Annotated in this window: 24 protein-coding genes, 6 tRNA genes and 3 rRNA genes; 9 read left to right on the forward strand and 24 right to left on the reverse strand. The window is 57.4% G+C overall.

The window, feature by feature from the left end; genetic code table 11:
• Positions 1 to 144: 144 nt before the first annotated feature.
• The 17 genes from rplA to tyrS all read right to left on the reverse strand — a co-directional run bounded on the left by rplA (position 145) and on the right by tyrS (position 12298).
• A complete protein-coding gene (gene rplA / locus ABVN20_RS10915; protein WP_192309365.1) occupies positions 145 to 840 on the reverse strand; it encodes a 50S ribosomal protein L1 in 696 nt (231 codons plus the stop codon).
• Entirely contained in the window at positions 840 to 1271 is a 432-nt protein-coding gene (rplK, locus tag ABVN20_RS10920) for a 50S ribosomal protein L11 (RefSeq protein ID WP_003176435.1), read from the reverse strand. Before rplK ends, rplA begins: the two co-directional genes overlap by 1 nt.
• A 117-nt stretch (positions 1272 to 1388) precedes the next feature.
• Positions 1389 to 1922, reverse strand: coding sequence for a transcription termination/antitermination protein NusG (gene nusG / locus ABVN20_RS10925; protein WP_368555611.1), 534 nt, complete (start codon positions 1920 to 1922; stop codon positions 1389 to 1391).
• Positions 1923 to 1931: 9 nt separating this feature from the next.
• A complete protein-coding gene (secE, locus tag ABVN20_RS10930) occupies positions 1932 to 2300 on the reverse strand; it encodes a preprotein translocase subunit SecE (protein ID WP_368555612.1) in 369 nt (122 codons plus the stop codon).
• A 45-nt stretch (positions 2301 to 2345) separates the two neighbouring features.
• Positions 2346 to 2421, reverse strand: a tRNA-Trp gene (locus ABVN20_RS10935).
• Positions 2422 to 2642: 221 nt separating this feature from the next.
• Positions 2643 to 2718: transfer RNA gene (locus ABVN20_RS10940), tRNA-Thr, on the reverse strand.
• A 26-nt stretch (positions 2719 to 2744) separates the two neighbouring features.
• A tRNA-Gly gene (locus tag ABVN20_RS10945) sits at positions 2745 to 2818 on the reverse strand.
• Between the two features lie 24 nt (positions 2819 to 2842).
• A tRNA-Tyr gene (locus ABVN20_RS10950) sits at positions 2843 to 2927 on the reverse strand.
• A 143-nt stretch (positions 2928 to 3070) separates the two neighbouring features.
• Positions 3071 to 3511 carry a hypothetical protein gene (locus ABVN20_RS10955; RefSeq protein ID WP_368555613.1) on the reverse strand — a complete coding sequence of 147 codons (441 nt, stop codon included), beginning with the start codon at positions 3509 to 3511 and terminating at the stop codon, positions 3071 to 3073.
• Positions 3512 to 3518: 7 nt separating this feature from the next.
• Entirely contained in the window at positions 3519 to 4268 is a 750-nt protein-coding gene (locus ABVN20_RS10960) for a pantothenate kinase (RefSeq protein WP_368555614.1), read from the reverse strand.
• Positions 4258 to 5217 carry a bifunctional biotin--[acetyl-CoA-carboxylase] ligase/biotin operon repressor BirA gene (birA, locus tag ABVN20_RS10965; protein WP_368555615.1) on the reverse strand — a complete coding sequence of 320 codons (960 nt, stop codon included), beginning with the start codon at positions 5215 to 5217 and terminating at the stop codon, positions 4258 to 4260. Before birA ends, ABVN20_RS10960 begins: the two co-directional genes overlap by 11 nt.
• Before the next feature lie 135 nt (positions 5218 to 5352).
• Positions 5353 to 5468 (reverse strand): 5S ribosomal RNA (gene rrf / locus ABVN20_RS10970).
• 139 nt (positions 5469 to 5607) lie between these two features.
• Positions 5608 to 8501: ribosomal RNA gene (locus ABVN20_RS10975) — 23S ribosomal RNA — on the reverse strand.
• A 245-nt stretch (positions 8502 to 8746) separates the two neighbouring features.
• A tRNA-Ala gene (locus ABVN20_RS10980) sits at positions 8747 to 8822 on the reverse strand.
• Positions 8823 to 8852: 30 nt separating this feature from the next.
• Positions 8853 to 8929, reverse strand: a tRNA-Ile gene (locus ABVN20_RS10985).
• 81 nt (positions 8930 to 9010) lie between these two features.
• A 16S ribosomal RNA gene (locus tag ABVN20_RS10990) occupies positions 9011 to 10547 on the reverse strand.
• The 16S, 23S and 5S rRNA genes sit together here with 2 tRNA genes alongside, the layout of an rRNA operon.
• A 551-nt stretch (positions 10548 to 11098) precedes the next feature.
• Positions 11099 to 12298 carry a tyrosine--tRNA ligase gene (gene tyrS / locus ABVN20_RS10995; protein ID WP_368555616.1) on the reverse strand — a complete coding sequence of 400 codons (1200 nt, stop codon included), beginning with the start codon at positions 12296 to 12298 and terminating at the stop codon, positions 11099 to 11101.
• 211 nt (positions 12299 to 12509) lie between these two features.
• On the opposite strand from tyrS, the gene ABVN20_RS11000 reads away from it, so the two are divergent.
• Positions 12510 to 13919 (forward strand): peptidoglycan DD-metalloendopeptidase family protein, encoded by a 1410-nt coding sequence (locus ABVN20_RS11000; protein ID WP_368555617.1) that lies wholly within the window; start codon positions 12510 to 12512, stop codon positions 13917 to 13919.
• A 3-nt stretch (positions 13920 to 13922) separates the two neighbouring features.
• Positions 13923 to 15014, forward strand: coding sequence for an anhydro-N-acetylmuramic acid kinase (locus ABVN20_RS11005; RefSeq protein ID WP_368555618.1), 1092 nt, complete (start codon positions 13923 to 13925; stop codon positions 15012 to 15014).
• A 67-nt stretch (positions 15015 to 15081) separates the two neighbouring features.
• Here ABVN20_RS11005 and erpA read toward each other — a convergent pair whose 3' ends face one another.
• The gene (gene erpA, locus ABVN20_RS11010; protein ID WP_007906865.1) at positions 15082 to 15432 is read right to left on the reverse strand and encodes an iron-sulfur cluster insertion protein ErpA; all 351 of its coding nucleotides are present in this window, start codon (positions 15430 to 15432) and stop codon (positions 15082 to 15084) included.
• 168 nt (positions 15433 to 15600) lie between these two features.
• Positions 15601 to 16635 (reverse strand): N-acetyl-gamma-glutamyl-phosphate reductase, encoded by a 1035-nt coding sequence (argC, locus tag ABVN20_RS11015; protein ID WP_368555619.1) that lies wholly within the window; start codon positions 16633 to 16635, stop codon positions 15601 to 15603.
• Between the two features lie 135 nt (positions 16636 to 16770).
• On the opposite strand from argC, the gene hemJ reads away from it, so the two are divergent.
• The 6 genes from hemJ to coq7 all read left to right on the forward strand — a co-directional run bounded on the left by hemJ (position 16771) and on the right by coq7 (position 21381).
• Positions 16771 to 17199, forward strand: coding sequence for a protoporphyrinogen oxidase HemJ (hemJ, locus tag ABVN20_RS11020; protein ID WP_368555620.1), 429 nt, complete (start codon positions 16771 to 16773; stop codon positions 17197 to 17199).
• Between the two features lie 33 nt (positions 17200 to 17232).
• Positions 17233 to 18201 carry an NAD(P)H-dependent flavin oxidoreductase gene (locus ABVN20_RS11025; RefSeq protein WP_368555621.1) on the forward strand — a complete coding sequence of 323 codons (969 nt, stop codon included), beginning with the start codon at positions 17233 to 17235 and terminating at the stop codon, positions 18199 to 18201.
• Positions 18202 to 18284: 83 nt separating this feature from the next.
• Positions 18285 to 19259, forward strand: coding sequence for a DUF805 domain-containing protein (locus ABVN20_RS11030; protein WP_368555622.1), 975 nt, complete (start codon positions 18285 to 18287; stop codon positions 19257 to 19259).
• 61 nt (positions 19260 to 19320) lie between these two features.
• Complete coding sequence (locus ABVN20_RS11035) at positions 19321 to 20109, forward strand: SDR family NAD(P)-dependent oxidoreductase (RefSeq protein WP_368555623.1); 789 nt, start codon at positions 19321 to 19323, stop codon at positions 20107 to 20109.
• 93 nt (positions 20110 to 20202) lie between these two features.
• Positions 20203 to 20541, forward strand: a complete 339-nt coding sequence (locus tag ABVN20_RS11040; protein ID WP_003228789.1) for a histidine triad nucleotide-binding protein — start codon at positions 20203 to 20205, stop codon at positions 20539 to 20541.
• Between the two features lie 192 nt (positions 20542 to 20733).
• Complete coding sequence (coq7, locus tag ABVN20_RS11045) at positions 20734 to 21381, forward strand: 2-polyprenyl-3-methyl-6-methoxy-1,4-benzoquinone monooxygenase (RefSeq protein ID WP_368555624.1); 648 nt, start codon at positions 20734 to 20736, stop codon at positions 21379 to 21381.
• 242 nt (positions 21382 to 21623) lie between these two features.
• Here coq7 and speD read toward each other — a convergent pair whose 3' ends face one another.
• On the reverse strand, positions 21624 to 22418 hold the full coding sequence (speD, locus tag ABVN20_RS11050) for an adenosylmethionine decarboxylase (RefSeq protein WP_368555625.1): 795 nt from the start codon (positions 22416 to 22418) through the stop codon (positions 21624 to 21626).
• A gap of 238 nt (positions 22419 to 22656) precedes the next feature.
• Entirely contained in the window at positions 22657 to 23079 is a 423-nt protein-coding gene (locus ABVN20_RS11055) for an OsmC family protein (protein ID WP_016772921.1), read from the reverse strand.
• A 230-nt stretch (positions 23080 to 23309) separates the two neighbouring features.
• Here ABVN20_RS11055 and crp point away from each other — a divergent pair, with 230 nt between their 5' ends.
• Positions 23310 to 23954: a cAMP-activated global transcriptional regulator CRP gene (crp, locus tag ABVN20_RS11060; RefSeq protein WP_368555626.1), complete on the forward strand. Its 645-nt coding sequence runs from the start codon at positions 23310 to 23312 to the stop codon at positions 23952 to 23954.
• Positions 23955 to 23956: 2 nt separating this feature from the next.
• Here the strand turns inward: crp and ABVN20_RS11065 are convergent, their stop codons facing one another.
• The 3 genes from ABVN20_RS11065 to trpD form a co-directional block, all read right to left on the reverse strand.
• Positions 23957 to 24658 (reverse strand): biotin/lipoate A/B protein ligase family protein, encoded by a 702-nt coding sequence (locus tag ABVN20_RS11065; protein WP_368555627.1) that lies wholly within the window; start codon positions 24656 to 24658, stop codon positions 23957 to 23959.
• Between the two features lie 156 nt (positions 24659 to 24814).
• Positions 24815 to 25651 (reverse strand): indole-3-glycerol phosphate synthase TrpC, encoded by an 837-nt coding sequence (trpC, locus tag ABVN20_RS11070; RefSeq protein WP_368555628.1) that lies wholly within the window; start codon positions 25649 to 25651, stop codon positions 24815 to 24817.
• Entirely contained in the window at positions 25648 to 26697 is a 1050-nt protein-coding gene (gene trpD, locus ABVN20_RS11075; RefSeq protein ID WP_368555629.1) for an anthranilate phosphoribosyltransferase, read from the reverse strand. The genes trpC and trpD overlap by 4 nt, the downstream gene beginning before the upstream one ends.
• Position 26698 lies beyond the last annotated feature (1 nt).

Below are 26698 nucleotides of genomic sequence, written 5' to 3' on the forward strand. Positions count from 1 at the left end.
GGTGTCTGATTCGGTAAGGAACCGGGAGCACCATCTGCGTAGGCTTGTGGTTTAAGACTTGCGTCGCCTACGGTCTTGGATAGCCCCCGCCAGGCAGGGACCCCAATTTTTCAATTGGCGCAATCGCTTGCGCCAATCTGTGTCTTACGCGTCGAGCGAGCTCTGGTCGATGACCAGACCTGGGCCCATGGTGGTGCTCAGGGTAACGCGCTTGACGTAAATGCCTTTCGAGGAAGCTGGCTTGATACGCTTCAGGTCAGCGATCAGGGCTTCAACGTTTTCCTTCAGCTTGACGGCGTCGAAGCCGATCTTGCCAACGGAAGTGTGGATGATGCCGTTTTTGTCGGTGCGATAACGAACCTGACCAGCCTTGGCGTTCTTGACCGCGGTAGCTACGTCTGGAGTTACGGTGCCGACTTTAGGGTTAGGCATCAGGCCACGTGGACCGAGGATCTGACCCAGTTGACCTACAACGCGCATGGCATCCGGGGATGCGATCACTACGTCGTAGTTCAGGTCGCCGCCTTTCATTTCGGCAGCCAGTTCGTCCATACCTACACGGTCAGCGCCGGCAGCCAGAGCGGCCTCGGCAGCTGGACCCTGGGTGAACACGGCAACGCGAACGGTCTTGCCAGTGCCGTGTGGCAGCACGGTAGCGCTACGAACGACCTGGTCGGATTTACGTGGGTCAACGCCCAGGTTTACAGCTACGTCGAACGACTCGCTGAACTTGACAGTCGACAGCTCGGCCAGCAGTGCAGCGGCGTCTACAAAGTTGTAGGCCTTGCCTGCTTCGATCTTGCCGGCGATAGCCTTTTGACGCTTGGTCAGCTTAGCCATTACACACCCTCCACGTTAAGGCCCATGCTACGAGCAGAACCGGCGATAGTACGCACGGCTGCATCCATATCAGCTGCAGTCAGATCCGCGTTTTTGGTTTTCGCGATTTCTTCCAGCTGAGCACGAGTCACAGTGCCAACCTTAACGGTGTTCGGACGAGCGGAACCGCTGGTCAGACCGGCCGCCTTCTTCAGCAGAACCGAAGCAGGGGTGGATTTGGTTTCGAAAGTGAAGCTACGGTCGCTGTAGACAGTGATGATCACTGGAGTCGGCAGACCTGGCTCAAGACCCTGAGTACGGGCGTTGAAAGCCTTGCAGAATTCCATGATGTTCACGCCGTGCTGACCCAGAGCAGGACCAACAGGTGGGCTTGGGTTAGCCTGAGCGGCCTTCACTTGCAGCTTGATGTAAGCGGTAATCTTCTTGGCCATGAGGCACTCCAATTACGGGTTCAAACGCCTCGAAAGGCTCCCCGGTTACTTGCGCGTTTATCCCAGTGACGACAAAACCCCACAGCCTAAGGCTGCGGGGTTGGGATGCTTGCTCAGCTAGACCTTTTCGACCTGGCTGAACTCCAGCTCTACCGGAGTAGAGCGACCGAAAATGAGCACTGCCACTTGGATCCGGCTCTTTTCGTAGTTAACTTCTTCCACGACGCCATTGAAATCGGCGAATGGACCATCGGTGACGCGAACGGTTTCGCCTGGCTCGAACAACGTCTTCGGCTTCGGCTTGTCGCTACCGTCAGCGACGCGACGCAGAATTGCTTCTGCCTCTTTATCGGTAATCGGTGCAGGCTTATCAGCGGTACCGCCGATGAAACCCATGACCCGAGGAGTATCCTTGACCAAGTGCCAAGTACCCTCGTTCATATCCATCTGAACCAGCACATAACCAGGGAAGAATTTACGCTCGCTTTTGCGCTTCTGGCCATTGCGCATCTCAACCACTTCTTCAGTGGGGACCAGAATTTCGCCGAAGCCATCTTCCATGCCTGCCAGCTTTACGCGCTCAATCAGCGAGCGCATGACATGCTTCTCGTAACCGGAGTAAGCATGCACAACGTACCAACGCTTAGCCACGGGACACCCTTAGCCGACGATCAAGGAGACAAGCCAACCGAGCAGGGAATCAAGACCCCACAACAGCAGCGCCATAACCAGCACCACAGCCACAACGATCAGCGTGGTCTGCGTGGTTTCCTGGCGGGTTGGCCATACGACTTTACGAATTTCGGTGCGAGCTTCCTTGACCAGTACAAAGAAAGACTTGCCCTTGGCGGTCTGCAGGCCTACAAAGGCAGCTACAGCAGCAATGACAAGCAACGCAAGTACGCGGTACAGGATCGGCGAAGCAGAGTAATACTGATTACCAACGACGCCAACGACCACCAAAGCGACTACCACTAGCCACTTGAGCAGATCGAAGCGAGAGTCTTGAGCTTCAGCTTTAGGAGTCATCTATGAAGATCCTGTGAAAAGAAAGCCAGATACACCGAATGAATCTGGCAGGTCAGGAGGGAATCGAACCCCCAACCTACGGTTTTGGAGACCGTCGCTCTGCCAATTGAGCTACTGACCTAAAACAAAATCAGGCCGACCATTATGCAGACCTGAAAAAGACATTACAACACCTTACTCGACGACTTCAGCCTTCGCACCGACACCTGGAGTGTCGCCTGGCGCGAGACTTGCTTTGCTCTACCTCGATCCTGACAGGAAAGCCATCACCAGGAACAGAGCCAAACACATCAAGCAAGCTGTTAAAACAAAGGCAGATATTTTCATATCTGCCTTGTCATATGGAGCTCTTGAGCGGATTTGAACCGCTGACCTCACCCTTACCAAGGGTGTGCTCTACCAACTGAGCTACAAGAGCGTAACACTTTGCAAAACCTGCAAGTTTGGAGCGGGTAGCGGGAATCGAACCCGCATCATCAGCTTGGAAGGCTGAGGTTCTACCACTAAACTATACCCGCGGAGCTTGCAGCTCTCGCTAAAAATGGTGGAGGGGGAAGGATTCGAACCTTCGAAGTCGTAGACGTCAGATTTACAGTCTGATCCCTTTGGCCGCTCGGGAACCCCTCCTAAGCGAGCCGGCATTCTACATCATGCCAGCCTTCTGTCAAGCATTTTTCTCATTAAAAACCTGAGCTTAGCTGCGTTGACGTCACTTCAAGCTCCAACCTTCAAAAGGTCTTCGCTGCGAAGCGGGCGCCATTCTATGCAAACTATTCAGCGGGCGCAACCCCCTCGCAAGGCATTATTTTATGTTTTAAGTCATTGAATTCTCTGGAAAGGTTTTGCAGCTGCACATCATCGAGCCAGCGCCGGCTTTCAGGAGCCACCTGAACCCAGTAGCCCGTGGTATCCGACGCTTCCTTGGGCAGCGGCTGATACTTGATCTCCATGCCATTCAGGCGCCTTTCGACCGCCTGGAGCGCTTCCTGGCGCGCAAAACCGCCCAGGTACAAGCAACCGGCATCCACCTGAGCGGGCCTGGCCTTGTCACGGGACGCATCGGTCGCCTCACTCAACAACCGAATATCCTGCTGGCTTCCCCGGTACAGACTCAGTGGCGTGACATCCTTCGCACGCAGGGGCGCTTCTTGTTGATGCCAGATGTAATAGAAGACGTTGAGAACGAGCAGCAGCAGGAACAACCAACGCATATGAACCTCAGGATAAAGGACATGCCATAGCCAAACCCACGAACACCAGATCGGGAACCACCCTGGCTTCAGGCACAATCGCCGAAACCAGACCCGCATCCCCACCGGTCAGGAACACGGAGAAATCGTCCCCCCAGTAGCTGCGTGCGAGCTCCAGCTGAGTCAGGACAAAACCCCGCAGCATCAAGGAGCAACCCCGCTCCACCGCCTCTACAGTCGACCGTCCCGGCACCAGGCTTTCCAGCGCACGCTCGGCAGCCAGGTCGCCATAACGAATTTTGCGGGTATGGGTGCGCAACTGATTACGCATCAATGGCATGCCCGGACAAATGAACCCGCCCAGATGCTCACCATCACCCGCCACAAAGTCCGCGGTGACTGCAGTGCCGAAATCGAGCACCAGGCACGCTCCGGAGGCCAAATGATATCCACCGATCATCGCCAGCCAGCGATCGAGCCCCAGGCGTTCGAATTCCTCGTAGCCGTTGCGCACCCCGGACATTTCACGAGCAGGCGCAGCACAGGCCACCTCCACGCTGTACGCCCCTGCCAGCAGGGAAACCAGCGCAGCGGTTTCCTCTTCCGTCCTCACACTGACCAACCGGCAGAATCTGAGATTGAGGCCAGCAAGCGCATTCAGGCTTTCCAGCAAGGCAAGAGTCGAATCGACGACACCTTCACCGATCGTCCGGCGCGCGTCCGCCGCGAGCACTCGCCACTTGATGAAGCTGTTCCCGCAGTCCAGCTCAAGAATCATCACGCAACCTCAAACTGAGCTCACCACCACTGAATACTTTTTCCACACCGTCCACCCTCAAGCGCAGAGCCCCCTGACCATCAATACCGAGCACCTCACCATCTATGCGGTTGACGCCGGCGATCAATGACACCGCCCGCCCCTGCCATAGATGATTCTGCTCCCACTCGGCCTGGATAGCAGGAAATCCGCCAGTCTGATGCCGACTCAAATAGTCTTGAAGCATTTGCCCCAGCTGCGCGACCAGGTGATTGCGATCAAATGCACGCCCGGACTCCAACCGCACGGAAGTCCATTGCTGATCGACCTCATCAGTCACCTGCATGTTCACGTTAATTCCAACACCCAATACCACGTGACAGACGTCAGCAGGATCCCCCACCAACTCGAGCAGGATCCCGGCGATTTTTTTCTGACCGACCAGAACGTCGTTTGGCCACTTCAAACCGGCATTGGAAACGCCCAGAGCACGCAGGGTCTGCATGACCGCCAAACCGACAACCAGACTCAACCCCTCCAGCTGTCGCATACCGCCCTCGATACGCAACACCAGGCTGTAATAGATGTTCTCCGCGAACGGACTGGACCACTTACGCCCACGACGCCCGCGACCGGACGTCTGCCGCTCGGCCAGAACCAGGAACGGCGCAGCCTGCCCCCGCTCTACCGCTCGCAGCGCCTCGGCATTCGTCGAGTCAATTGAATCAAAAACCAGGATCGGCCAATTGCAGGAAGGCGCCTGCTGCGCAATGACTCCAGCGTCCAGCAGCGTCAGCGGTGCAGCCAACTGATAGCCACGTCCTCGCACCTTATGAATGGACAGCCCCAACTCAGCTTCCAAAAGCTGTAGTTGTTTCCATACGGCACTACGACTGACACCCAAAGCGGCGCCCAGGGCCTGCCCCGAATGAAAGCGGCCATCCTTAAGAAGCTCTAACAACGTCAGCATGCAAGTCTCGCCTCACAATGAGGCACGCATGATAGCCACGCCTCGGCCCGTTGCATAGAAACCGTGTCAGCCGGTTTTTCCTGCGGGCAAAAACAAAACCCCAACTGCTTTCGCAATTGGGGTTTCGGAATTTAATCTTGACGATGACCTACTCTCACATGGGGAAACCCCACACTACCATCGGCGATGCATCGTTTCACTGCTGAGTTCGGGATGGGATCAGGTGGTTCCAATGCTCTATGGTCGTCAAGAAATTCTTGAGCTGACGTGTCTTTCGACATTCCAGCGAATCGGGTATGTGACGGTGTTTTGTGAGTTGCAAACTTTCGGTTTGTTTCGTCTTCACAACACCGCAATCTGGTCATTCGACTCAAATTGCTTGGGTGTTATATGGTCAAGCCTCACGGGCAATTAGTATTGGTTAGCTCAACGCCTCACAGCGCTTACACACCCAACCTATCAACGTCGTAGTCTTCGACGGCCCTTCAGGGAACTCAAGGTTCCAGTGAGATCTCATCTTGAGGCAAGTTTCCCGCTTAGATGCTTTCAGCGGTTATCTTTTCCGAACATAGCTACCCGGCAATGCCACTGGCGTGACAACCGGAACACCAGAGGTTCGTCCACTCCGGTCCTCTCGTACTAGGAGCAGCCCCTCTCAAATCTCAAACGTCCACGGCAGATAGGGACCGAACTGTCTCACGACGTTCTAAACCCAGCTCGCGTACCACTTTAAATGGCGAACAGCCATACCCTTGGGACCGGCTTCAGCCCCAGGATGTGATGAGCCGACATCGAGGTGCCAAACACCGCCGTCGATATGAACTCTTGGGCGGTATCAGCCTGTTATCCCCGGAGTACCTTTTATCCGTTGAGCGATGGCCCTTCCATACAGAACCACCGGATCACTAAGACCTACTTTCGTACCTGCTCGACGTGTCTGTCTCGCAGTCAAGCGCGCTTTTGCCTTTATACTCTACGACCGATTTCCGACCGGTCTGAGCGCACCTTCGTACTCCTCCGTTACTCTTTAGGAGGAGACCGCCCCAGTCAAACTACCCACCATACACTGTCCTCGATCCGGATAACGGACCTGAGTTAGAACCTCAAAGTTGCCAGGGTGGTATTTCAAGGATGGCTCCACGCAGACTGGCGTCCACGCTTCAAAGCCTCCCACCTATCCTACACAAGCAAATTCAAAGTCCAGTGCAAAGCTATAGTAAAGGTTCACGGGGTCTTTCCGTCTAGCCGCGGATACACTGCATCTTCACAGCGATTTCAATTTCACTGAGTCTCGGGTGGAGACAGCGCCGCCATCGTTACGCCATTCGTGCAGGTCGGAACTTACCCGACAAGGAATTTCGCTACCTTAGGACCGTTATAGTTACGGCCGCCGTTTACCGGGGCTTCGATCAAGAGCTTCGCGTTAGCTAACCCCATCAATTAACCTTCCGGCACCGGGCAGGCGTCACACCCTATACGTCCACTTTCGTGTTTGCAGAGTGCTGTGTTTTTAATAAACAGTCGCAGCGGCCTGGTATCTTCGACCGACGTGGGCTTACGCAGCAAGTGCTTCACCCTCATCGGCGCACCTTCTCCCGAAGTTACGGTGCCATTTTGCCTAGTTCCTTCACCCGAGTTCTCTCAAGCGCCTTGGTATTCTCTACCCAACCACCTGTGTCGGTTTGGGGTACGGTTCCTGGTTATCTGAAGCTTAGAAGCTTTTCTTGGAAGCATGGCATCAACCACTTCGTCACCTGAAAGGTAACTCGTCATCAGCTCTCGGCCTTGAAACCCCGGATTTACCTAAGATTTCAGCCTACCACCTTAAACTTGGACAACCAACGCCAAGCTGGCCTAGCCTTCTCCGTCCCTCCATCGCAATAACCAGAAGTACAGGAATATTAACCTGTTTTCCATCGACTACGCTTTTCAGCCTCGCCTTAGGGACCGACTAACCCTGCGTCGATTAACGTTGCGCAGGAAACCTTGGTCTTTCGGCGTGGGTGTTTTTCACACCCATTGTCGTTACTCATGTCAGCATTCGCACTTCTGATACCTCCAGCAAGCTTCTCAACTCACCTTCACAGGCTTACAGAACGCTCCTCTACCGCATCATCCGAAGATGATACCCGTAGCTTCGGTGTATGGTTTGAGCCCCGTTACATCTTCCGCGCAGGCCGACTCGACTAGTGAGCTATTACGCTTTCTTTAAAGGGTGGCTGCTTCTAAGCCAACCTCCTAGCTGTCTAAGCCTTCCCACATCGTTTCCCACTTAACCATAACTTTGGGACCTTAGCTGACGGTCTGGGTTGTTTCCCTTTTCACGACGGACGTTAGCACCCGCCGTGTGTCTCCCATGCTCGGCACTTGTAGGTATTCGGAGTTTGCATCGGTTTGGTAAGTCGGGATGACCCCCTAGCCGAAACAGTGCTCTACCCCCTACAGTGATACATGAGGCGCTACCTAAATAGCTTTCGAGGAGAACCAGCTATCTCCGAGCTTGATTAGCCTTTCACTCCGATCCACAGGTCATCCGCTAACTTTTCAACGGTAGTCGGTTCGGTCCTCCAGTCAGTGTTACCTAACCTTCAACCTGCCCATGGATAGATCGCCCGGTTTCGGGTCTATACCCAGCGACTAAACGCCCTATTAAGACTCGCTTTCGCTACGCCTCCCCTATTCGGTTAAGCTCGCCACTGAATATAAGTCGCTGACCCATTATACAAAAGGTACGCAGTCACAGAACAAAGTCTGCTCCCACTGCTTGTACGCATACGGTTTCAGGATCTATTTCACTCCCCTCTCCGGGGTTCTTTTCGCCTTTCCCTCACGGTACTAGTTCACTATCGGTCAGTCAGTAGTATTTAGCCTTGGAGGATGGTCCCCCCATATTCAGACAAAGTTTCTCGTGCTCCGTCCTACTCGATTTCATGACTAAGAGACTTTCGCGTACAGGGCTATCACCCACTATGGCCGCACTTTCCAGAGCGTTCCGCTAATCTCAAAGCCACTTAAGGGCTAGTCCCCGTTCGCTCGCCACTACTAAGGGAATCTCGGTTGATTTCTTTTCCTCAGGGTACTTAGATGTTTCAGTTCCCCTGGTTCGCCTCTTAAACCTATGTATTCAGTTTAAGATAACCAGCTTGTGCTGGCTGGGTTCCCCCATTCAGAGATCTCCGGATCAAAGTCTGTTTGCCGACTCCCCGAAGCTTTTCGCAGGCTACCACGTCTTTCATCGCCTCTGACTGCCAAGGCATCCACCGTATGCGCTTCTTCACTTGACCATATAACCCCAAGCAATCTGGTTATACTATGAAGACGACATTCGCCGAAAATTCGCAAAACTCTTAAGAGTCACTCACAAATTTTACCTTAGCCTGATCCGTTACCAGTGAAAGTAACGTTCAGTCTATCTTTCTATCACATACCCAAATTTTTAAAGAACGAACTAGTCAAAGACTAGAAATCAACATTCATCATCGCGGCGATGGAATGCTCATTTCTAAGCTTTACACTTCAGAAGCAGTAGTGGTGGAGCCAAGCGGGATCGAACCGCTGACCTCCTGCGTGCAAGGCAGGCGCTCTCCCAGCTGAGCTATGGCCCCGTATTTCTACAGGCGTTTCCCACACAAAATTGGTGGGTCTGGGCAGATTCGAACTGCCGACCTCACCCTTATCAGGGGTGCGCTCTAACCAACTGAGCTACAGACCCAATTTCGGGCTGCTTCTTTCGTCTTCTTCAATGAATCAAGCAATTCGTGTGGGAGCTCATGGAGCAGCTGCTGTCGTCGATTAAGGAGGTGATCCAGCCGCAGGTTCCCCTACGGCTACCTTGTTACGACTTCACCCCAGTCATGAATCACACCGTGGTAACCGTCCCCCCGAAGGTTAGACTAGCTACTTCTGGTGCAACCCACTCCCATGGTGTGACGGGCGGTGTGTACAAGGCCCGGGAACGTATTCACCGCGACATTCTGATTCGCGATTACTAGCGATTCCGACTTCACGCAGTCGAGTTGCAGACTGCGATCCGGACTACGATCGGTTTTGTGGGATTAGCTCCACCTCGCGGCTTGGCAACCCTCTGTACCGACCATTGTAGCACGTGTGTAGCCCAGGCCGTAAGGGCCATGATGACTTGACGTCATCCCCACCTTCCTCCGGTTTGTCACCGGCAGTCTCCTTAGAGTGCCCACCATAACGTGCTGGTAACTAAGGACAAGGGTTGCGCTCGTTACGGGACTTAACCCAACATCTCACGACACGAGCTGACGACAGCCATGCAGCACCTGTCTCAATGCTCCCGAAGGCACCAATCCATCTCTGGAAAGTTCATTGGATGTCAAGGCCTGGTAAGGTTCTTCGCGTTGCTTCGAATTAAACCACATGCTCCACCGCTTGTGCGGGCCCCCGTCAATTCATTTGAGTTTTAACCTTGCGGCCGTACTCCCCAGGCGGTCAACTTAATGCGTTAGCTGCGCCACTAAAGACTCAAGGTCCCCAACGGCTAGTTGACATCGTTTACGGCGTGGACTACCAGGGTATCTAATCCTGTTTGCTCCCCACGCTTTCGCACCTCAGTGTCAGTATCAGTCCAGGTGGTCGCCTTCGCCACTGGTGTTCCTTCCTATATCTACGCATTTCACCGCTACACAGGAAATTCCACCACCCTCTACCATACTCTAGCTTGTCAGTTTTGAATGCAGTTCCCAGGTTGAGCCCGGGGCTTTCACATCCAACTTAACAAACCACCTACGCGCGCTTTACGCCCAGTAATTCCGATTAACGCTTGCACCCTCTGTATTACCGCGGCTGCTGGCACAGAGTTAGCCGGTGCTTATTCTGTCGGTAACGTCAAAATTGCAGAGTATTAATCTACAACCCTTCCTCCCAACTTAAAGTGCTTTACAATCCGAAGACCTTCTTCACACACGCGGCATGGCTGGATCAGGCTTTCGCCCATTGTCCAATATTCCCCACTGCTGCCTCCCGTAGGAGTCTGGACCGTGTCTCAGTTCCAGTGTGACTGATCATCCTCTCAGACCAGTTACGGATCGTCGCCTTGGTGAGCCATTACCTCACCAACTAGCTAATCCGACCTAGGCTCATCTGATAGCGCAAGGCCCGAAGGTCCCCTGCTTTCTCCCGTAGGACGTATGCGGTATTAGCGTCCGTTTCCGGACGTTATCCCCCACTACCAGGCAGATTCCTAGGCATTACTCACCCGTCCGCCGCTCTCAAGAAAAGCAAGCTTTTCTCTACCGCTCGACTTGCATGTGTTAGGCCTGCCGCCAGCGTTCAATCTGAGCCATGATCAAACTCTTCAGTTCAAACATCTTTGGGTTTTGAGAAAACCCTAAACTTGGCTCAGCAATCGTTGGTTACATCTTTGATTTCTCGCGGAGTAACTTGTGATGCTGATAATCTGTTGACTAGCAGTCTGACTCCACAAGCACCCACACGAATTGCTTGATTCAGTTGTTAAAGAGCGGTTGGTTAAGATCTTTCGCCTCAACCGAGGCGCGCATTCTACAGCGTCCCCCGTGTCTGTCAAGCGGTTATTTTCAGAAGTTTTCAAAATTTCTTTTTCAACTTCAACCACTTGCGCTTCCGATCTCTCGTTAGCGGGAGGCGAATTCTACAGCGTTGCTCGCTGCTGTCAACACCTCTTTTTCTCCGCTTTCGATCGAGAAGACCGAACCGCCAATCAAGCGACAACTTGCCGCCTGACCGACTCCTTCCAGGCTTCGATAACTTGAAGCTGAACACTGTCGAAATTCGCGTAACTCGTTGTTTGCCAAGGAGTTTTCCGTTTCGACTGCGCCGGAAGTGGGGCGAATTATAGACTTCTAAAATTCGCCGTCAACCCCTAATTTCAGCTTTATTCAGATTTGAGCGAAATGCGCGCAAATGCCTTCTTGCCAGCCTGGCAAACGTGGGTAGCACCCAGCGCATATATAAAGGTGCGATCAACGACCTCACCATCGACACGCACACCGCCGGAATTCAGCAGGTCGCGCGCCACGGCCGAGTTCTTCACCAAACCTGCTTTATTAAGCACAGCAGCGATCGGCATATCTTCAGTCGCGGTCACTTCGATTTCCGGCAGGTCATCCGGCAGCTCGCCATCCTTCATACGGTTGCCGGCACCGCGATGCGCATTGGCCGCAGCCTCTTCACCATGGAAGCGCGCAACGATTTCCTCAGCCAGCTTGATCTTGATGTCACGCGGATTCGCACCCGCCTCGACATCAGCACGCAAGGCATTGATCTCGTCCATGGAACGGAAGCTGAGCAGCTCGAAGTAACGCCACATCAGCGAATCCGGAATGGAGACGAGCTTGCTGTACATCACACCCGGCGCTTCCTGGATACCGACATAGTTACCCAGGGACTTGGACATCTTCTTCACGCCATCCAGACCTTCCAGCAGCGGCATGGTCAGAATGCACTGCGGCTCCTGCCCATAACCACGCTGCAGCTCACGACCCATCAGCAGGTTGAACTTCTGATCGGTGCCACCGAGCTCGACATCCGCGCGCAGGGCAACCGAGTCATAACCCTGAACCAGCGGATAGAGGAACTCGTGAATGGCGATTGGCTGATTAGTGGTATAGCGCTTGTCGAAGTCATCGCGCTCGAGCATGCGAGCGACGGTGTACTGTGAAGTCAGGCGAATGAAGTCGGCCGGCCCCATCTGGTCCATCCAGGTGGAGTTGAACGCCACCTCGGTCTTGGCCGGATCGAGAATCTTGAAAACCTGAGTCTTGTAGGTCTCGGCATTCTCGAGAACCTGCTCGCGGGTCAGCGGAGGACGCGTAGCGCTCTTGCCGCTTGGATCACCGATCATCCCGGTGAAGTCACCAATAAGGAAGATCACCTGGTGCCCCAGCTCCTGGAACTGGCGCAGCTTATTAATAAGCACGGTGTGACCCAAGTGCAAATCCGGTGCAGTCGGGTCGAAGCCTGCCTTAATACGTAGCGGCTGGCCACGCTTGAGCTTTTCGATCAGCTCGGACTCGACCAACAGTTCTTCCGCACCACGTTTGATCAGCGCTAGCTGCTCTTCAACCGACTTCATAACAGACCCGCAAGGCTCGAATTCAAAGGGAACCAACCATACAAGATCACGCGTCAAATACAAAATTTGGCCAGCGTAATGACGCCAATCCACCGGCAGAGCGTCCGCGGACTTGCTTCAGAGATGATTTGGTTATATTTTATACAGTTATTTCATCTTCATCATGTCATTCATCTTTTCCAATTCATCTTTTTCAAAGTCAAAATTACCTATGACCAACGAATCGTCTAAAGCGCCGCCGCTTTACCCGAAGACCCACCTGCTAGCCGCAAGTGGTATCGCCGCCCTTCTGAGCCTGGCGCTTCTGGTATTCCCTTCCAGTGATGTAGAAGCCAAAAAGACAACCCTGAGCCTTGAACTGGAAAGCCCTGCTGAACAACTGACACAAGATCAAGACGCATCTGACGCCGCCCAAGCCACAAATGAGCCGGTAACTTCTCCTTTCGCGCAGATCGAAAACAGCACCGAAGAGCCTCAGGAAACCGCCCAGGCCGAGCCTGCGGTCGAGGAAATCAAGAGCCCGAACCACCGTGAAGTGATCGTCGCCAAGGGCGACACGCTTTCGACTCTGTTCGAAAAAGTCGGCCTGCCTGCCACCGCGGTGCACGAAGTGCTGGCCAGCGACAAACAGGCGAAGCAATTCAGCCAACTGCAACGCGGCCAGAAACTCGAGTTCGAACTCAATCCGGAAGGCCAGCTGGTCAACCTGCACACCAAACTCAGCGACCTTGAAAGCATCACCCTGACCCGCAACGACAAGGGTTACGCCTTCAATCGCATCACCACCAAGCCTACCGTGCGCTCGGCCTATGCCCATGGCGTGATCAACAGCTCGCTGTCGCAATCCGCCGCACGGGCCGGGCTCTCCCACAGCCTGACCATGGACATGGCCAACGTGTTCGGCTACGACATCGACTTCGCCCAGGATATTCGCCAGGGCGACGAGTTCGACGTGATCTACGAGCAGAAAGTCGTCAACGGCAAATCCATCGGCAACGGGCCGATCCTCTCCGCACGCTTCACCAACCGCGGCAAGACCTACACCGCCGTTCGCTACACCAACAAGCAAGGCAACAGCAGCTACTACACCGCTGAAGGCAACAGCATGCGCAAGGCGTTCATCCGTACGCCGGTGGACTTTGCCCGCATCAGCTCGAAATTCTCCATGGGCCGCAAGCATCCGATCCTCAACAAGATCCGCGCCCACAAGGGTGTCGACTACGCAGCCCCACGCGGCACGCCCATCAAGGCAGCAGGTGATGGCAAAGTATTGCTGGCTGGCCGCCGCGGCGGTTACGGCAACACCGTGATCATCCAGCACGGCAACACCTACCGCACCCTGTACGGCCACATGCAAGGTTTCGCCAAGGGCGTGCAAACCGGCAGCTCCGTCAAGCAGGGCCAGGTCATCGGCTACATCGGTACCACCGGTCTCTCCACCGGCCCGCACTTGCACTACGAGTTCCAGGTCAACGGCGTTCACGTAGACCCGCTGAGCCAGAAGCTGGCCATGGCCGATCCGATCTCCAAGGCCGAGCGCTCGCGCTTCCTTGCGCAAAGCCAACCGCTGATGGCACGCATGGATCAGGAGAAAGCCACCATGCTGGCTTCGAAGCGCTAAGCCATGCCGCTCTATATAGGCGTGATGTCCGGGACCAGCCTCGATGGCCTGGACATTGCGCTGGTCGAGCTGACACCGGCGATCGAACTGATCGCCACGCATTACATCCCCATGCCTGATTCCCTGCGCACCGAGCTGTTAAGCCTGTGCGCCAGCGGCCCTGACGAAATCGCCCGCTCAGCCATAGCCCAGCAAAACTGGGTGAAACTCGCCGCCCAGGGCATTCGCACCCTGCTTGATCAACAGAATCTCAAAGCCCAGGACATTCGCGCGATTGGCAGCCACGGCCAGACCATTCGCCACGAACCGGCACGGGGTTTTACCGTGCAAATCGGCAACCCTGCCCTGCTGACGGAGTTGACCGGTATCACCGTGGTCAGCGACTTCCGCAGCCGGGACGTCGCCGCTGGCGGCCAAGGCGCGCCCCTGGTTCCTGCGTTTCACGAAGCGCTGTTTGAAGAACAGGTGGGAAACCGCGCCGTACTGAACGTCGGCGGCTTCAGCAACCTCAGCCTGATCGAACCCGGCAAGCCCGTCGCCGGCTTCGATTGTGGCCCCGGCAATGTGCTGCTCGATGCCTGGATTCACCAGCAACGGGGCGACAACTTTGACCGCGACGGCCAGTGGGCCGCCAGCGGCACGGTACAACCTGTGCTGTTGAAAGAGCTGCTCAGTGACGCATTCTTCGTCACCAAGGGCCCGAAAAGCACCGGTCGTGAGGTGTTCAACCTGCCGTGGCTGACCCAGCATCTTTCCCGTTTGCCGGCATTCGCTGCCGAAGATGTGCAGGCAACGCTGCTGGAGCTGACCGCCCTGACCATCGTTGAATCACTGCAAAGCGCCCAAGCCGATACCCGCGAACTGTTGGTGTGCGGCGGCGGCGCACACAACGCCACGCTGATGAAGCGCCTGGCCAGCCTGCTGCCGAGCGCGACGGTCGCCAGCACCGCCACGCACGGCGTTGATCCTGACTGGGTCGAGGCCATGGCCTTCGCCTGGCTGGCCCATTGCTGCCTGGAAGGCATCGCCGCCAACCGCCCGAGTGTCACCGGCGCCCGCGGCCTGCGGGTGCTGGGCGCCATCTACCCGGCCTGAACCCCAGACAGCAAAACGCCGCAGGACCGTTAAGCCCTGCGGCGCTGGATAATGCTGTGAAGCGCGATCAGATCGAGAACGAAGAACCGCAACCGCAAGTGGTCGTGGCATTCGGGTTCTTGATCACGAAACGCGAACCTTCCAGACCTTCCTGGTAATCCACCTCTGCACCTGCCAGGTACTGGAAGCTCATCGGATCGACGACCAGGCTCACGCCTTCGCGCTCGACGATGGTGTCATCATCGGCCACTTCTTCATCGAAGGTGAAGCCGTACTGAAAACCCGAACAACCGCCGCCCGTAACGAATACGCGCAGCTTCAAGCGATCATTCCCCTCTTCATCGACCAGGCTCTTCACCTTGTGCGCGGCACCGTGGGTGAATTGCAAAGCCGTGGGGGTGAAGGATTCGACGCTCATGCTAACTATCTCCCGGCGTTACGCCGCCATAATGCGTGATGACGCGCATTATCCGCTTCTCCGAGAAAATCGGTCAACTATTGTTACGGTATATCAATAAACCCGATTACCGGTCGCCCATGAAAAAAGGCCCGTTCGACGGGCCTTTTTGCTGTACGCGGTAAAGTGTTACGGCAACATGCCGGCGTGGGACAGGCCCAGGCGCTCATCCAGGCCGAACAGGATGTTGAGGTTCTGCACTGCCTGGCCCGATGCACCTTTGACCAGGTTGTCGATCACCGACAACACCACCACCAGGTCACCGTCCTGCGGACGATGCACGGCGATACGGCAGACGTTGGCGCCGCGCACGCTGCGGGTTTCCGGATGGCTGCCGGCCGGCATCACGTCCACGAACGGCTCGTTGGCATAACGCTTCTCGAACAACGCCTGCAGATCCACCGAGCGATCCACCACCGTCGCGTACAGTGTGGAGTGAATGCCGCGGATCATCGGGGTCAGGTGCGGAACGAAGGTCAGGCCGACGTCCTTGCCTGCTGCGCGACGCAGACCCTGGCGGATTTCCGGCAGGTGACGGTGACCTTTCACCGCGTAGGCTTTCAGGCTTTCCGACGTCTCGGAGTACAACGAACCCACAGAAGCGCCACGACCGGCACCACTGACACCGGACTTGCAGTCGGCGATCAAGCGCGTGGTATCAGCCAGGCCCGCCTCGAGCAACGGCAGGAAACCCAACTGGGTCGCGGTCGGGTAGCAACCCGGCACGGCGATCAGGCGCGCCTGCTTGATCTGCTCGCGATTGACTTCCGGCAAGCCGTAGACGGCCTCTTCCAGCAGTTGCGGCGCGCCATGCGGCTGGTTGTACCACTTGGCCCATTCGTCAGCGTCCTGCAGACGGAAGTCCGCCGAAAGGTCGATGACCTTGGTCCCGGCCGCCAGCAACTCGCCAGCCAGCGCATGGGCAACACCATGGGGCGTGGCGAAAAACACCACGTCGCAGGCACCCAGGGTTTTCACGTCAGGAACGCTGAACGCCAGGCCGTCGTAATGACCGCGCAGGTTCGGGTACATATCGGCCACGGCCAGACCGGCCTCGGATCGGGAAGTGATGACTACCACTTCAGCTTGCGGATGCTGTGCCAACAGACGCAGCAGTTCGACACCGGTGTAACCCGTGCCGCCGACGATACCGACCTTGACCATAAACCTGCCCTCAACGAACCCACTGGAAAGCCGTCGATAATAGGGGCCGCGCGCCCCTGCGACAACCGTCAAGGTGACGTGCGGCCGCTCAAGCCTCTACTATTCGGGCTACCGTGAACCTGGGAATAACTAAAAATGCTTTATCTGTGGCTCAAAGCGCTTCATATCGTCAGCATGGTCTGCTGGTTTGCCGGCCTGTTCTATCTTCCTCGTCTGTTCGTTTATCACGCGCAAAGTGAAGACACCGTCAGCCAGGAACGCTTCAGCCTGATGGAGCGCAAGCTGTACCGCGGCATCATGGGCCCGGCGATGATCGCCACCCTGGCGTTCGGCATTGCGTTGATCAGTCTGAACCCGAGCATCTTCAGCCAGGGCGGCTGGATTCACGCCAAGCTGACCCTGGTGGTGTTCCTCATCGGCTATCACCACATGTGCGGCGCGCAGTTGAAACGTTTCGCCCGTGGCGAGAACACCCGCAGCCATGTCTTTTATCGCTGGTTCAATGAAGTGCCGGTTCTGTTATTGCTGGCTATCGTAATTCTGGTCGTCGTTCGACCGTTCTAACTTCAATCGGCACCACTTACCGGGGTACTTCCAATGTCGCTGCCCGCTTTGCTCGAACAACGTTTGCGCCTGCCCGTCGTGGCGGCGCCGATGTTTCTGATCTCCAACCCACAACTGGTGCTCGCCTGCTGTCGTAATGGCGTGGTGGGCAGCTTTCCGGCGCTGAACCAACGCGAGAGCAGCGGCTTCAAGGCCTGGCTGGAAGAAATCGAAGCAGGCCTGGCGACACTGGACAACCCCGCGCCTTATGCGGTGAACCTGATCGTCCATAACAGCAACCCGCGCCTGCAAGCAGACCTGGCGATTTGCATCGAGCACAAGGTGCCGATCGTGATCACCAGCCTTGGCGCGGTCAAGGAGCTGGTCGATGCGGTGCACAGCTATGGTGGCCTGGTGTTCCATGACGTGACGACACGCCGGCATGCGGAGAAAGCCGCCGAAGCCGGCGTCGATGGCTTGATCGCCGTGGCGGCAGGTGCTGGCGGACACGCCGGGACCTGGAGCCCGTTTTCGCTGATAGCCGAAATCCGTCAGTTCTTCGACAAGACGTTATTGCTCGCGGGCTGCCTGAACCACGGCCACGAGATTCTCGCGGCCCAATTGCTGGGCGCGGACCTGGCCTACTTCGGTACACGCTTCATCGGCACCACCGAAAGTCATGCCCCCGATGCCTATAAAGAGATGCTGCTGACCTCCCGTGCAGCAGACATCATTCACACGCCGGCGGTGTCGGGCGTACCGGCCAGCTTCATGCGCCAGAGCCTGGAGGCGGCTGGTTTCGACATGGCAGCGCTGCAGAACAAGGGTGACGTCAACTTCGGCGCCAAGCTCAAGCCGTTGAACGATGAAGCCAAAGCCTGGAAAACCGTCTGGTCCGCAGGCCAGGGCGTCGGCGACATCACTGACTTGCCCAGCGTGGAGCAACTGGTCGCACGGCTGGACGCCGAGTACCGCAAGGCACTGGAACTGGCCGCGCAACTGCCGAATCGCTGGCCGCGCTGACCGGAAAACTTGGCCAGCCATCCCCGGCTGGCCTTACACTCCCCACTTACCCCCTTCAAACCCCGCGACAAGGATGCCTCGCAATGAGTGACACCCGTTTCAAGATCGTTTTCGACGGCACGCTACGGCCTGGTGTCGAGATCACCACGGCAAAACTCAACCTGGCGGCGCTGTACAAAAGCGACGTGGCGGCTGTGGAACGGCTGTTCACCGGTCAGACAGTGACACTCAAGCAAGGCCTGTCACAGGCAGAAGCGCAAACCTACCTGCAAGCGCTGACGAAAGCCGGGGTCGATGCGCGCATCGAGGCGGAACCGGCGATCGAACTCAGCCTGGCCGACGTACAACATGCCCCCGTCAACCGGGAGCCGGTGTACGCCGACCCTGAATCGCCTTATGCACCACCCCGGGCCACCGTCGGCGAAAACCTCCCGCAGTTCGCGACACTCAAGCCTTTTGGCGTCACCGGCCGAATTGGCCGCTTGCGCTACCTGGCCTGGACCATGGTCCTGACCCTCGTAGTGCTCGGCGTCGGGTCGGTCGCGGCCGTCGTCGCCATCGGCCTGATCAGCACTGACTCATCCGCCGGCCTGATCATCGGGGGGCTGCTGGCATTCTTCCTGTGCCTGGCCATCGGGGTCGTCAGCATTCAGATAGCCGTCCAGCGCCTGCATGACATTGGCTGGTCCGGTTGGCTCTGGTTGTTGAATCTCGTGCCCTTCATCGGCAGTTTCTTCCCGTTCGTGATCATGTGCGTGCCGGGCACCAACGTCGCCAACCGCTACGGCCCTCCTCCGCCGCCCAACAGCACGGCGGTAAAAGTGCTGTCGTCATTGTGGGTCGTGTTCATTGTCGTCGTGTTTCTGGGTGCGCTGGCCGGCGGGTTCACCGCGTTGCAGCAGGAATACGAAAGTGCTGCCGAAACCAGCTATGACAGCAGCTCGGTGATCACCGACGAAGTGGAAGTCGAGCCGACCGAGGAAGTCGAGCAAATACCTGATTCCGCAGACGATGAAGCCGAAGAAGCTCAAGCCCCTGTAGACTCTGCGAAAGAATGAACAACGCTCCCCGTTCGTGACACCTGCGTCGCGGCGCGCAGCTGTTGCGATGGAGAACTGCATGACCCGTTACGCTCTGATCACCGGCGCTTCCAGCGGCATCGGCCTGGCGATGGCCGAAGCGCTGGCCCGCCGCGGCCGCAGCCTGATCCTGGTGGCCCGACAACGTGATCAGCTGGAAAGCATTGCGATTGAACTGACCCAGCGGTTTGGCGTGGAGGTGCTGTTTCGCGCCTGCGATCTGGGCGAGCCCTTGCGCCTGTCCGGCTTTCTGCTGGAACTGGAAGAAAGCGACCGGCAAATCGACCTGTTGGTCAATTGCGCCGGCATGGGTACCTGCGGGCCGTTCCTGGCGCAGGACTGGATGACCGAGCAAGACCTGATCGAAGTGAACATCCTCGCCCTTACGCGCCTTTGCCATGCCATCGGCAACAGCATGGCCCTGCACGGTGGCGGACAGATTCTCAACGTCGCCTCGGTCGCGGCCTTCAATCCCGGCCCCTGGATGAGCACTTACTACGCCAGCAAGGCCTACGTATTGCACTTTTCCGAAGGCTTGCGGGTCGAGCTGAAGAAATGCGCGGTCAAGGTTTCGGTGCTCTGTCCCGGTCCGACCCGCACGGCGTTCTACCGCACGGCGCAACTGGACACCGACAAACTGGCCGACAGCAACATGCTGATGAGCCCGGAAGAGGTCGCGCTCTACACCGTGCGCGCACTGGAAAAGAATCGCGCCATCATCATTCCGGGACGGCGCAATCGCTGGATCGCTCGCCTGTCGCGGCTGGGTACACGCTGGCTGAATCGCACGATCACCGGCATGGTCAACAAGGCCTATTGCCCGCGCTGATGGCTCCAAGGTAAAAGGTCCCAAGGTAAAAGACTGGGCTCGGACATACCCCATGGGTACACTCAGGCCAGCTCAAACAACGGAGAAACAGCTGTGGATACTCTGTTCACCAAGATCATCAACCGGGAAATCCCGGCGAAGATCATCTACGAGGACGACCAGGTACTGGCCTTCCACGACATCGCCCCACAGGCGCCGGTGCATTTTCTGGTGATTCCGAAAAAACCGGTGCGCACCCTCAACGACCTCACCGAGGACGACAAGGCACTGGCCGGGCATATTCTGTTCACCGCCCAGCGCCTGGCGCTGGAGCTGGGCTGCGAAGAAGGCTTCCGGGTGGTCATGAACTGCAATGAAAAGGGTGGACAAACCGTCTACCACATTCATATGCACGTGCTCGGCCAACGCCAGATGAACTGGCCGCCGGGCTGATCGCCCTTCGCGTCTCTGTAGGAGCCAGCTTGCTGGCGATGGGAAATCAGACAACCCCGCGTCGTCTGAACCACCATCGCCAGCAAGCTGGCTCCTACAGAGACAGACGAAACCGCTGTGCAATGACCCAACGCAAACCTTCCCCGGCCGATTGGGTTAAACTGGCCGCCGAGATTCTTCCCGGAGGTCAGCATGACTACCCAACGTCACTACTCGCCCATTGACCGTCTTCTGCTGCAAGCCGATGCCGCGATGCGTACCCTGCTGCCCTTCAGCGGCCAACCGTACCGCCCGTCGCCGGCCATCGTGCAGCCGGAAGTGCAAATGAGCGACGAGGACACCCGGCATGTGGCCGGCCTGATGCGCATCAACCATACCGGCGAAGTCTGCGCCCAGGCGCTTTATCAGGGTCAGGCCCTGACGGCCAAGCTGCCGCAGGTGCGTGCCGCCATGGAACATGCCGCCGAAGAGGAAATCGACCATCTGGTGTGGTGCGAACAGCGCATTCACCAGCTGGGCAGCCATACCAGCATTCTCAACCCGCTGTTTTATGGCATGTCGTTCGGCATTGGCGCCGTCGCCGGCCTGATCAGCGACAAAGTCAGCCTGGGCTTTGTTGCCGCCACTGAGCATCAGGTGTGCAAGCACTTGAACGAGCACCTTGAGCAACTGCCGGCGGAAGATGAGAAGTCCCGGGCGATTCTCGAACAGATGCGCATTGATGAAGAGCATCATGCCGAGAGTGCTCTGGAAGCGGGCGGTTTCCGTTTTCCGGCGCCGGTGAAGTTCGGGATGAGTTTGTTGGCCAAGGTGATGACCAAGAGTACTTATCGGATTTGAGGTGCTTTCGTCGTAGTGTCGCCCGAAGACAAGCTCGCCCCCCACAGAAAATCAAAAGCAGATTGGGGCTCCCCTGTAGGAGCGAGCACGCTCGCGATGGTTTCCAGGACACCGCGGGGCATCAGACAGCCATCGTCATCGTTAACGACCATCGCGAGCAAGCTCGCTCCTACAGGGTGAGCACTCGAAGAAATAAAAAGGCGACTGCCGTGAGGGAGTCGCCTTTTTTGTGCTCGAAGTTCTTAGCTCGGCATGTTGCGTGCGTAGAAGATTTCGAGCATTTCGTGTTTCACACGTTCGGTCACCTGGGCGCGCTGCTCGGAGGACAGGTTGCTGGTCGCGTCGCCGAACAGGTAGTTGTCCAGTTCGAAGTTCTTCAGCAGCATTTTGGTGTGGAACAGGTTTTCCTGGTACACGTTCACGTCGGTCATCTGGTACGCGTCGCGGGTGTCTTCGGACAGGTAGTTCTGGATCGAGTTGATCTCGTGGTCGATGAAGTGCTTCTTGCCTTCGACGTCACGGGTGAAGCCGCGCACGCGATAGTCCACGGTCACGATGTCCGAGTCGAACTGGTGAATGAGGAAGTTGAGCGCCTTGAGCGGTGAAATGACCCCGCAGGTCGACACGTCGATGTCCACACGGAACGTGGCAATACCGTCGTCCGGATGGATTTCCGGATAGGTGTGCACCGTAATGTGGCTCTTGTCGAGGTGGGCCAGGATGATTTCCGGCAATGGACCCGGGGACTCTTCGATCTGACTCTCGGTCGGGGTGACCGGCTCTTCGGAGATCAGGATCGTGACGCTGGCGCCCTGTGGTTCGTAGTCCTGACTGGCGATGTTCAGGATGTTGGCACCAATGATATCGACAACTTCCGTGAGGATCTGCGTCAGGCGCTTCGCGTTGTACTCTTGGTTGATGTACTCGACGTAGGCCTGCTGGTCTTGCGGGGTTTCCGCGTAGCAGATGTCATAGATGTTGAAGCTCAAGGTCTTTGTCAGGTTGTTGAACCCGTGGAGCTTGAGTTTGCTTTTCACCGTTAAAAACTCTCTATGTATTGCGGCCCGGCCGCGTGATCAAGCATGCCCGTCAGATGCGAACGACGCACCTGCGTAGGACGGTTAACACCTCTTCGCGATGGCGATTTTGGTTGTCTGATCGGGTGAGCGGCCTGTCGGCTGACGGGCCACCACCCTGAAAAAAGTGGCGCATTATGCAGACGTCAGCCATGGATCACCAGAGTCTGCACTGCATTTATGATAGTTGAATGTCGTCTCAGCCGAGCTCGACGATCTCGTAGTCGTGGGTAATCGCAACACCGGCAGCACCCAGCATGATCGACGCCGAGCAATATTTTTCGGCGGACAGCTCGATGGCGCGCTTGACCTGGGCTTCCTTCAGCCCGCGGCCCTTGACCACAAAGTGCATATGGATCTTGGTGAAGACCTTCGGGTCCTCGGTGGCACGCTCGGCGTCGAGGAAGGCTTCGCAGCTTTCAACCGCCTGGCGGGATTTCTTGAGGATGCTGACCACGTCGAAATTGCTGCAGCCGCCGACACCCAGCAGGAGCATTTCCATCGGCCGCACACCCAGGTTACGACCACCGGCATCCGGCGGACCGTCCATGACCACGACATGACCGCTGCCGGATTCGCCGAGGAACATGGCTTCGCCAGCCCATTGAATGCGTGCCTTCATCGCCAAGACTCCACTGTAAAAAAAAGGGTCGCCAGCTTAGCACAGGGCTCTGGATTGACAGCGCCCGCCTTCCTAGGACGAAACCTGCGGCTTTGTAGGTAAATGCTCGAAAATTGCAGGAAGTGTCTGGTAAGCTGACGCCAAATAGCTGGCGCATCGCCAGCTCGCAGCAACCTCAGCGACTCATAAAAAAACCAAAACACACCGTGCAGTCTTTTCGGGATTCAACCATGGTTGCTATTGCCCCAACACCCAAGATCAAGAACCTCGACAAGCTGCTGATGCATTGTCAGCGTCGGCGCTATGCGGCCAAGAGCAACATCATTTGTGCGGGCGACCGCTCGGAGACGCTGTCCTTCATCATCAAGGGCTCGGTCACCATCCTGATCGAAGATGATGATGGTCGAGAGATGATCATCGCCTACCTGAACGCCGGGGACTTCTTTGGCGAGCTGGGCCTGTTCGAGCAGGCGGGCCAGGAACAGGAGCGCAGCGCCTGGGTCCGTGCCAAGGTCGAATGTGAAGTCGCAGAAATCAGCTACACGAAATTCCGCGAGTTATCCCATCAGGATCCAGACATTCTTTACGCCCTGAGCGGACAAATCGCACAACGTTTGCGTAACACCACCCGCAAGGTCGGTGACCTGGCCTTCTTCGACGTCACCGGGCGGGTAGCCCGCTGCCTGCTGGAACTGTGCAAGCAGCCAGACGCCATGACCCACCCCGATGGCATGCAGATCAAGGTGACGCGTCAGGAAATCGGGCGGATTGTCGGGTGCTCGCGGGAAATGGTCGGTCGCGTGCTCAAGGACCTGGAAGAACGCAACCTGGTGAACGTCAAAGGCAAGACCATGGTGGTGTTCGGTACGCGATAGGCTCAGGCGCCGAACATCCGCGCCAGCATTTGCCGATAGAGTTCATCGAGACGTGCCAGCGCGTCTGGTGCCGCGAACTTTTCATGCAGGGCGATATGACTGTCGGCGCGGACCCGTTGCTCCAGACCGCACGCCTGGTTGAAGCGATTGACCGCTGCCACCATCGACTCACGCTCGTTGTCCAGCAGCATGGCCCCATGGACCAGCCCTACCGGCCGCTGCCCGCCCTGACTCTGGCGCCAGCGCTGGGCGGTACCGACCATCTTGCGTCCATCGAGGTTGACGTTGAAGCGACCATCGCAGAACGCCCCGTCGATTTCCCCGAGTGACGATGTGCCGCCCAGTTCATCCAGTAATTCGCAGATCGGATCGCACAGGCGCCGGTAACCGGACTCGATACGATTGAGGTCCCCTTCGCTGCGCGGTGGCGCGTAGACCAGGGCGATATTGACGGTGGACGCCGATTGCGGAACCGGCTCACCACCGGTTTCGCGCAGCAGCACGGGCCAGCCGGCCGCGGCACTGACTTCACAGGCATGATCGAAATCGGGCAGGCGATTCAGGCGTCGCGGCATGACCAGGGCCCGGTCGCTGGGTTGCCAGAACAGCAGACCGAACTCGGCATCGCCGGCGCAGACCGAGGCGAGCAGGTCCTGTTCGGCTTGCAGACCGGCTTCGATGGTCAGGGACAGGGCTCGCGACATGGGTGGCTCCGGCAGGCTTCAGTTCTTTAAAGGATTTGAAGGCCTCATCGCGGGCGAGCCCGCTCCTACAGTAGTCCGGTGTACACAGGTCCACTGTAGGAGCGGGCTTGCCCCGGGCGGCGTTCCGACGATGGGGTCGACTCGATCTTGATCTGATCAGTCGAGTGTAGAACCACTCACCGGAACACCTCGCTCCGGGAAGAACAGGCGCTGTAATTCATTGCCCGGCTGCTCGGCGCGCATGAATGCTTCGCCCACCAGGAATGTATATACGTCGCTGATTTCCATCAGTTCCACGTCGGCCCGGTTGAGGATGCCGCTTTCAGTGATCACCAGGCGGTCGCGCGGGATGCGAGGCAGCAGGTCCAGCGTGGTTTCCAGGCTGACCTCGAAGGTGTGCAGGTTACGGTTGTTGACGCCCACCAGCGGCGTGTCGAGGGTTTTCAGGGCCCGCTCCAGCTCGTCGCCATCGTGGACTTCCACCAGCACATCGAGACCGACATCCTTGGCTACCGACGCCAGCTCGGCCATTTTCACGTCATCCAGGGCGGAGACGATCAGCAGCACGCAGTCGGCGCCCAGTGCCCGGGCTTCGACGATCTGGTACGGATCAATCATGAAGTCCTTGCGGATCACCGGCAGCTTGCACGCCGCACGGGCTTGCTGCAGGTAGGCGTCGGCGCCCTGGAAGTAATCGACGTCGGTCAGTACCGACAGGCAGGTCGCCCCGCCCTTCTCGTAGCTCTGGGCGATTTCGTCAGGCACGAAGTGCTCGCGAATCACACCTTTGCTGGGCGAGGCCTTCTTGATTTCGGCGATCACCGCCGGCTGCTTGGATTTAGCCTGGACGATCAGCGCCTGGGCAAAACCGCGAGGTGCGTCGGCCGCCCTGGCCAGACGCTCCAGCTCAGCGAGGCTGACGCGGGCGCTGCGCTCGGCCACTTCCTCGACTTTGCGCGCCAGAATTTTTTCCAGAACCGTGGGTACACTCATCCCTCATTCTCCACTTTGAATACCGCCGTAAACGCACCCAACTCCTCCAGTTTTTCCCGAGCGAGACCGGTGTGCAGCGCGTCATGCGCCAGGGCAACGCCCTCTTTGAGGCTGCTGGCGTGATCGGCGGCGTACAACGCGGCACCCGCATTGAGCATGATCATTTCGGCAGCTTTCTGACCATTTTCCGTTTTGCGCTTGCCCAGGGCATCGCGAATCAACTCAAGGGAAGCGGCCGGGCTTTCCACTGCCAGGCCATGCAGGCTCTGGCTTTTCATGCCCAGGTCTTCAGGTTCCACCCAATACTCGGTGATCTGACCGTTTTTCAGCTCGGCCACGAAGGTCGGCGCAGCCAGACTGAACTCGTCCAGGCCGTCCTTGGAGTGCACCACCAGCACATGCTTGCTGCCCAGGCGTTGCAACACTTCGGCCAACGGCCGGCACAGGGCCTGGGTGAACACGCCCACCACCTGATGCTTCACACCGGCCGGATTCGTAAGCGGGCCGAGCATGTTGAACAGGGTGCGCAGCCCCAGCTCCTTGCGCGGCCCCGCCGCGTGCTTCATGGCGCTGTGGTGGGTCTGGGCGAACATGAAGCCGATGCCGACGTTATCAATGCAACGCGCCACCTGGACCGGCGTCAGGTTCAGGTAGATACCCGCCGCTTCCAGCAGGTCGGCACTGCCGCTCTTGCCCGAAACCGCGCGGTTGCCGTGCTTGGCCACGGTGCAGCCAGCGGCCGAAACCACAAAGGCCGACGCCGTCGACACGTTGAAAATATTGGCACCGTCACCGCCGGTACCCACCACATCGACCACGCCGTCGAGGGTGTTGAGCTCGACCTTGTCCGCCAGCTCGCGCATGACCGACACGGCGCCGACGATTTCGTCGATGCTTTCGCTCTTCATGCGCATGGCCATCATGAACGCGCCGATCTGCGCGTCCGTGCATTGTCCGGTCATGATCTCGCGCATCACATCGCGCATTTCTTCGGTGCTGAGGTCGAGGTGATCGACGATACGGCTCAGGGCAGTCTTGATGTTCATG

The sequence above is a fragment of the Pseudomonas sp. MYb118 genome (assembly GCF_040947875.1).
Lineage (GTDB): Bacteria > Pseudomonadota > Gammaproteobacteria > Pseudomonadales > Pseudomonadaceae > Aquipseudomonas.

Bases quoted from the DNA above. Each gene is read 5' to 3' on its own strand.
- rplA (WP_192309365.1), bottom strand. From the start codon at position 840: ATGGCTAAGCTGACCAAGCGTCAAAAGGCTATCGCCGGCAAGATCGAA.
- rplK (WP_003176435.1), bottom strand. From the start codon at position 1,271: ATGGCCAAGAAGATTACCGCTTACATCAAGCTGCAAGTGAAGGCCGCT.
- secE (WP_368555612.1), bottom strand. From the start codon at position 2,300: ATGACTCCTAAAGCTGAAGCTCAAGACTCTCGCTTCGATCTGCTCAAG.
- ABVN20_RS10955 (WP_368555613.1), bottom strand. From the start codon at position 3,511: ATGCGTTGGTTGTTCCTGCTGCTGCTCGTTCTCAACGTCTTCTATTAC.
- ABVN20_RS10960 (WP_368555614.1), bottom strand. From the start codon at position 4,268: ATGATTCTTGAGCTGGACTGCGGGAACAGCTTCATCAAGTGGCGAGTG.
- birA (WP_368555615.1), bottom strand. From the start codon at position 5,217: ATGCTGACGTTGTTAGAGCTTCTTAAGGATGGCCGCTTTCATTCGGGG.
- tyrS (WP_368555616.1), bottom strand. From the start codon at position 12,298: ATGAAGTCGGTTGAAGAGCAGCTAGCGCTGATCAAACGTGGTGCGGAA.
- ABVN20_RS11000 (WP_368555617.1), top strand. From the start codon at position 12,510: ATGACCAACGAATCGTCTAAAGCGCCGCCGCTTTACCCGAAGACCCAC.
- ABVN20_RS11005 (WP_368555618.1), top strand. From the start codon at position 13,923: ATGCCGCTCTATATAGGCGTGATGTCCGGGACCAGCCTCGATGGCCTG.
- erpA (WP_007906865.1), bottom strand. From the start codon at position 15,432: ATGAGCGTCGAATCCTTCACCCCCACGGCTTTGCAATTCACCCACGGT.
- argC (WP_368555619.1), bottom strand. From the start codon at position 16,635: ATGGTCAAGGTCGGTATCGTCGGCGGCACGGGTTACACCGGTGTCGAA.
- hemJ (WP_368555620.1), top strand. From the start codon at position 16,771: ATGCTTTATCTGTGGCTCAAAGCGCTTCATATCGTCAGCATGGTCTGC.
- ABVN20_RS11025 (WP_368555621.1), top strand. From the start codon at position 17,233: ATGTCGCTGCCCGCTTTGCTCGAACAACGTTTGCGCCTGCCCGTCGTG.
- ABVN20_RS11030 (WP_368555622.1), top strand. From the start codon at position 18,285: ATGAGTGACACCCGTTTCAAGATCGTTTTCGACGGCACGCTACGGCCT.
- ABVN20_RS11035 (WP_368555623.1), top strand. From the start codon at position 19,321: ATGACCCGTTACGCTCTGATCACCGGCGCTTCCAGCGGCATCGGCCTG.
- coq7 (WP_368555624.1), top strand. From the start codon at position 20,734: ATGACTACCCAACGTCACTACTCGCCCATTGACCGTCTTCTGCTGCAA.
- ABVN20_RS11055 (WP_016772921.1), bottom strand. From the start codon at position 23,079: ATGAAGGCACGCATTCAATGGGCTGGCGAAGCCATGTTCCTCGGCGAA.
- crp (WP_368555626.1), top strand. From the start codon at position 23,310: ATGGTTGCTATTGCCCCAACACCCAAGATCAAGAACCTCGACAAGCTG.
- ABVN20_RS11065 (WP_368555627.1), bottom strand. From the start codon at position 24,658: ATGTCGCGAGCCCTGTCCCTGACCATCGAAGCCGGTCTGCAAGCCGAA.
- trpC (WP_368555628.1), bottom strand. From the start codon at position 25,651: ATGAGTGTACCCACGGTTCTGGAAAAAATTCTGGCGCGCAAAGTCGAG.
- trpD (WP_368555629.1), bottom strand. From the start codon at position 26,697: ATGAACATCAAGACTGCCCTGAGCCGTATCGTCGATCACCTCGACCTC.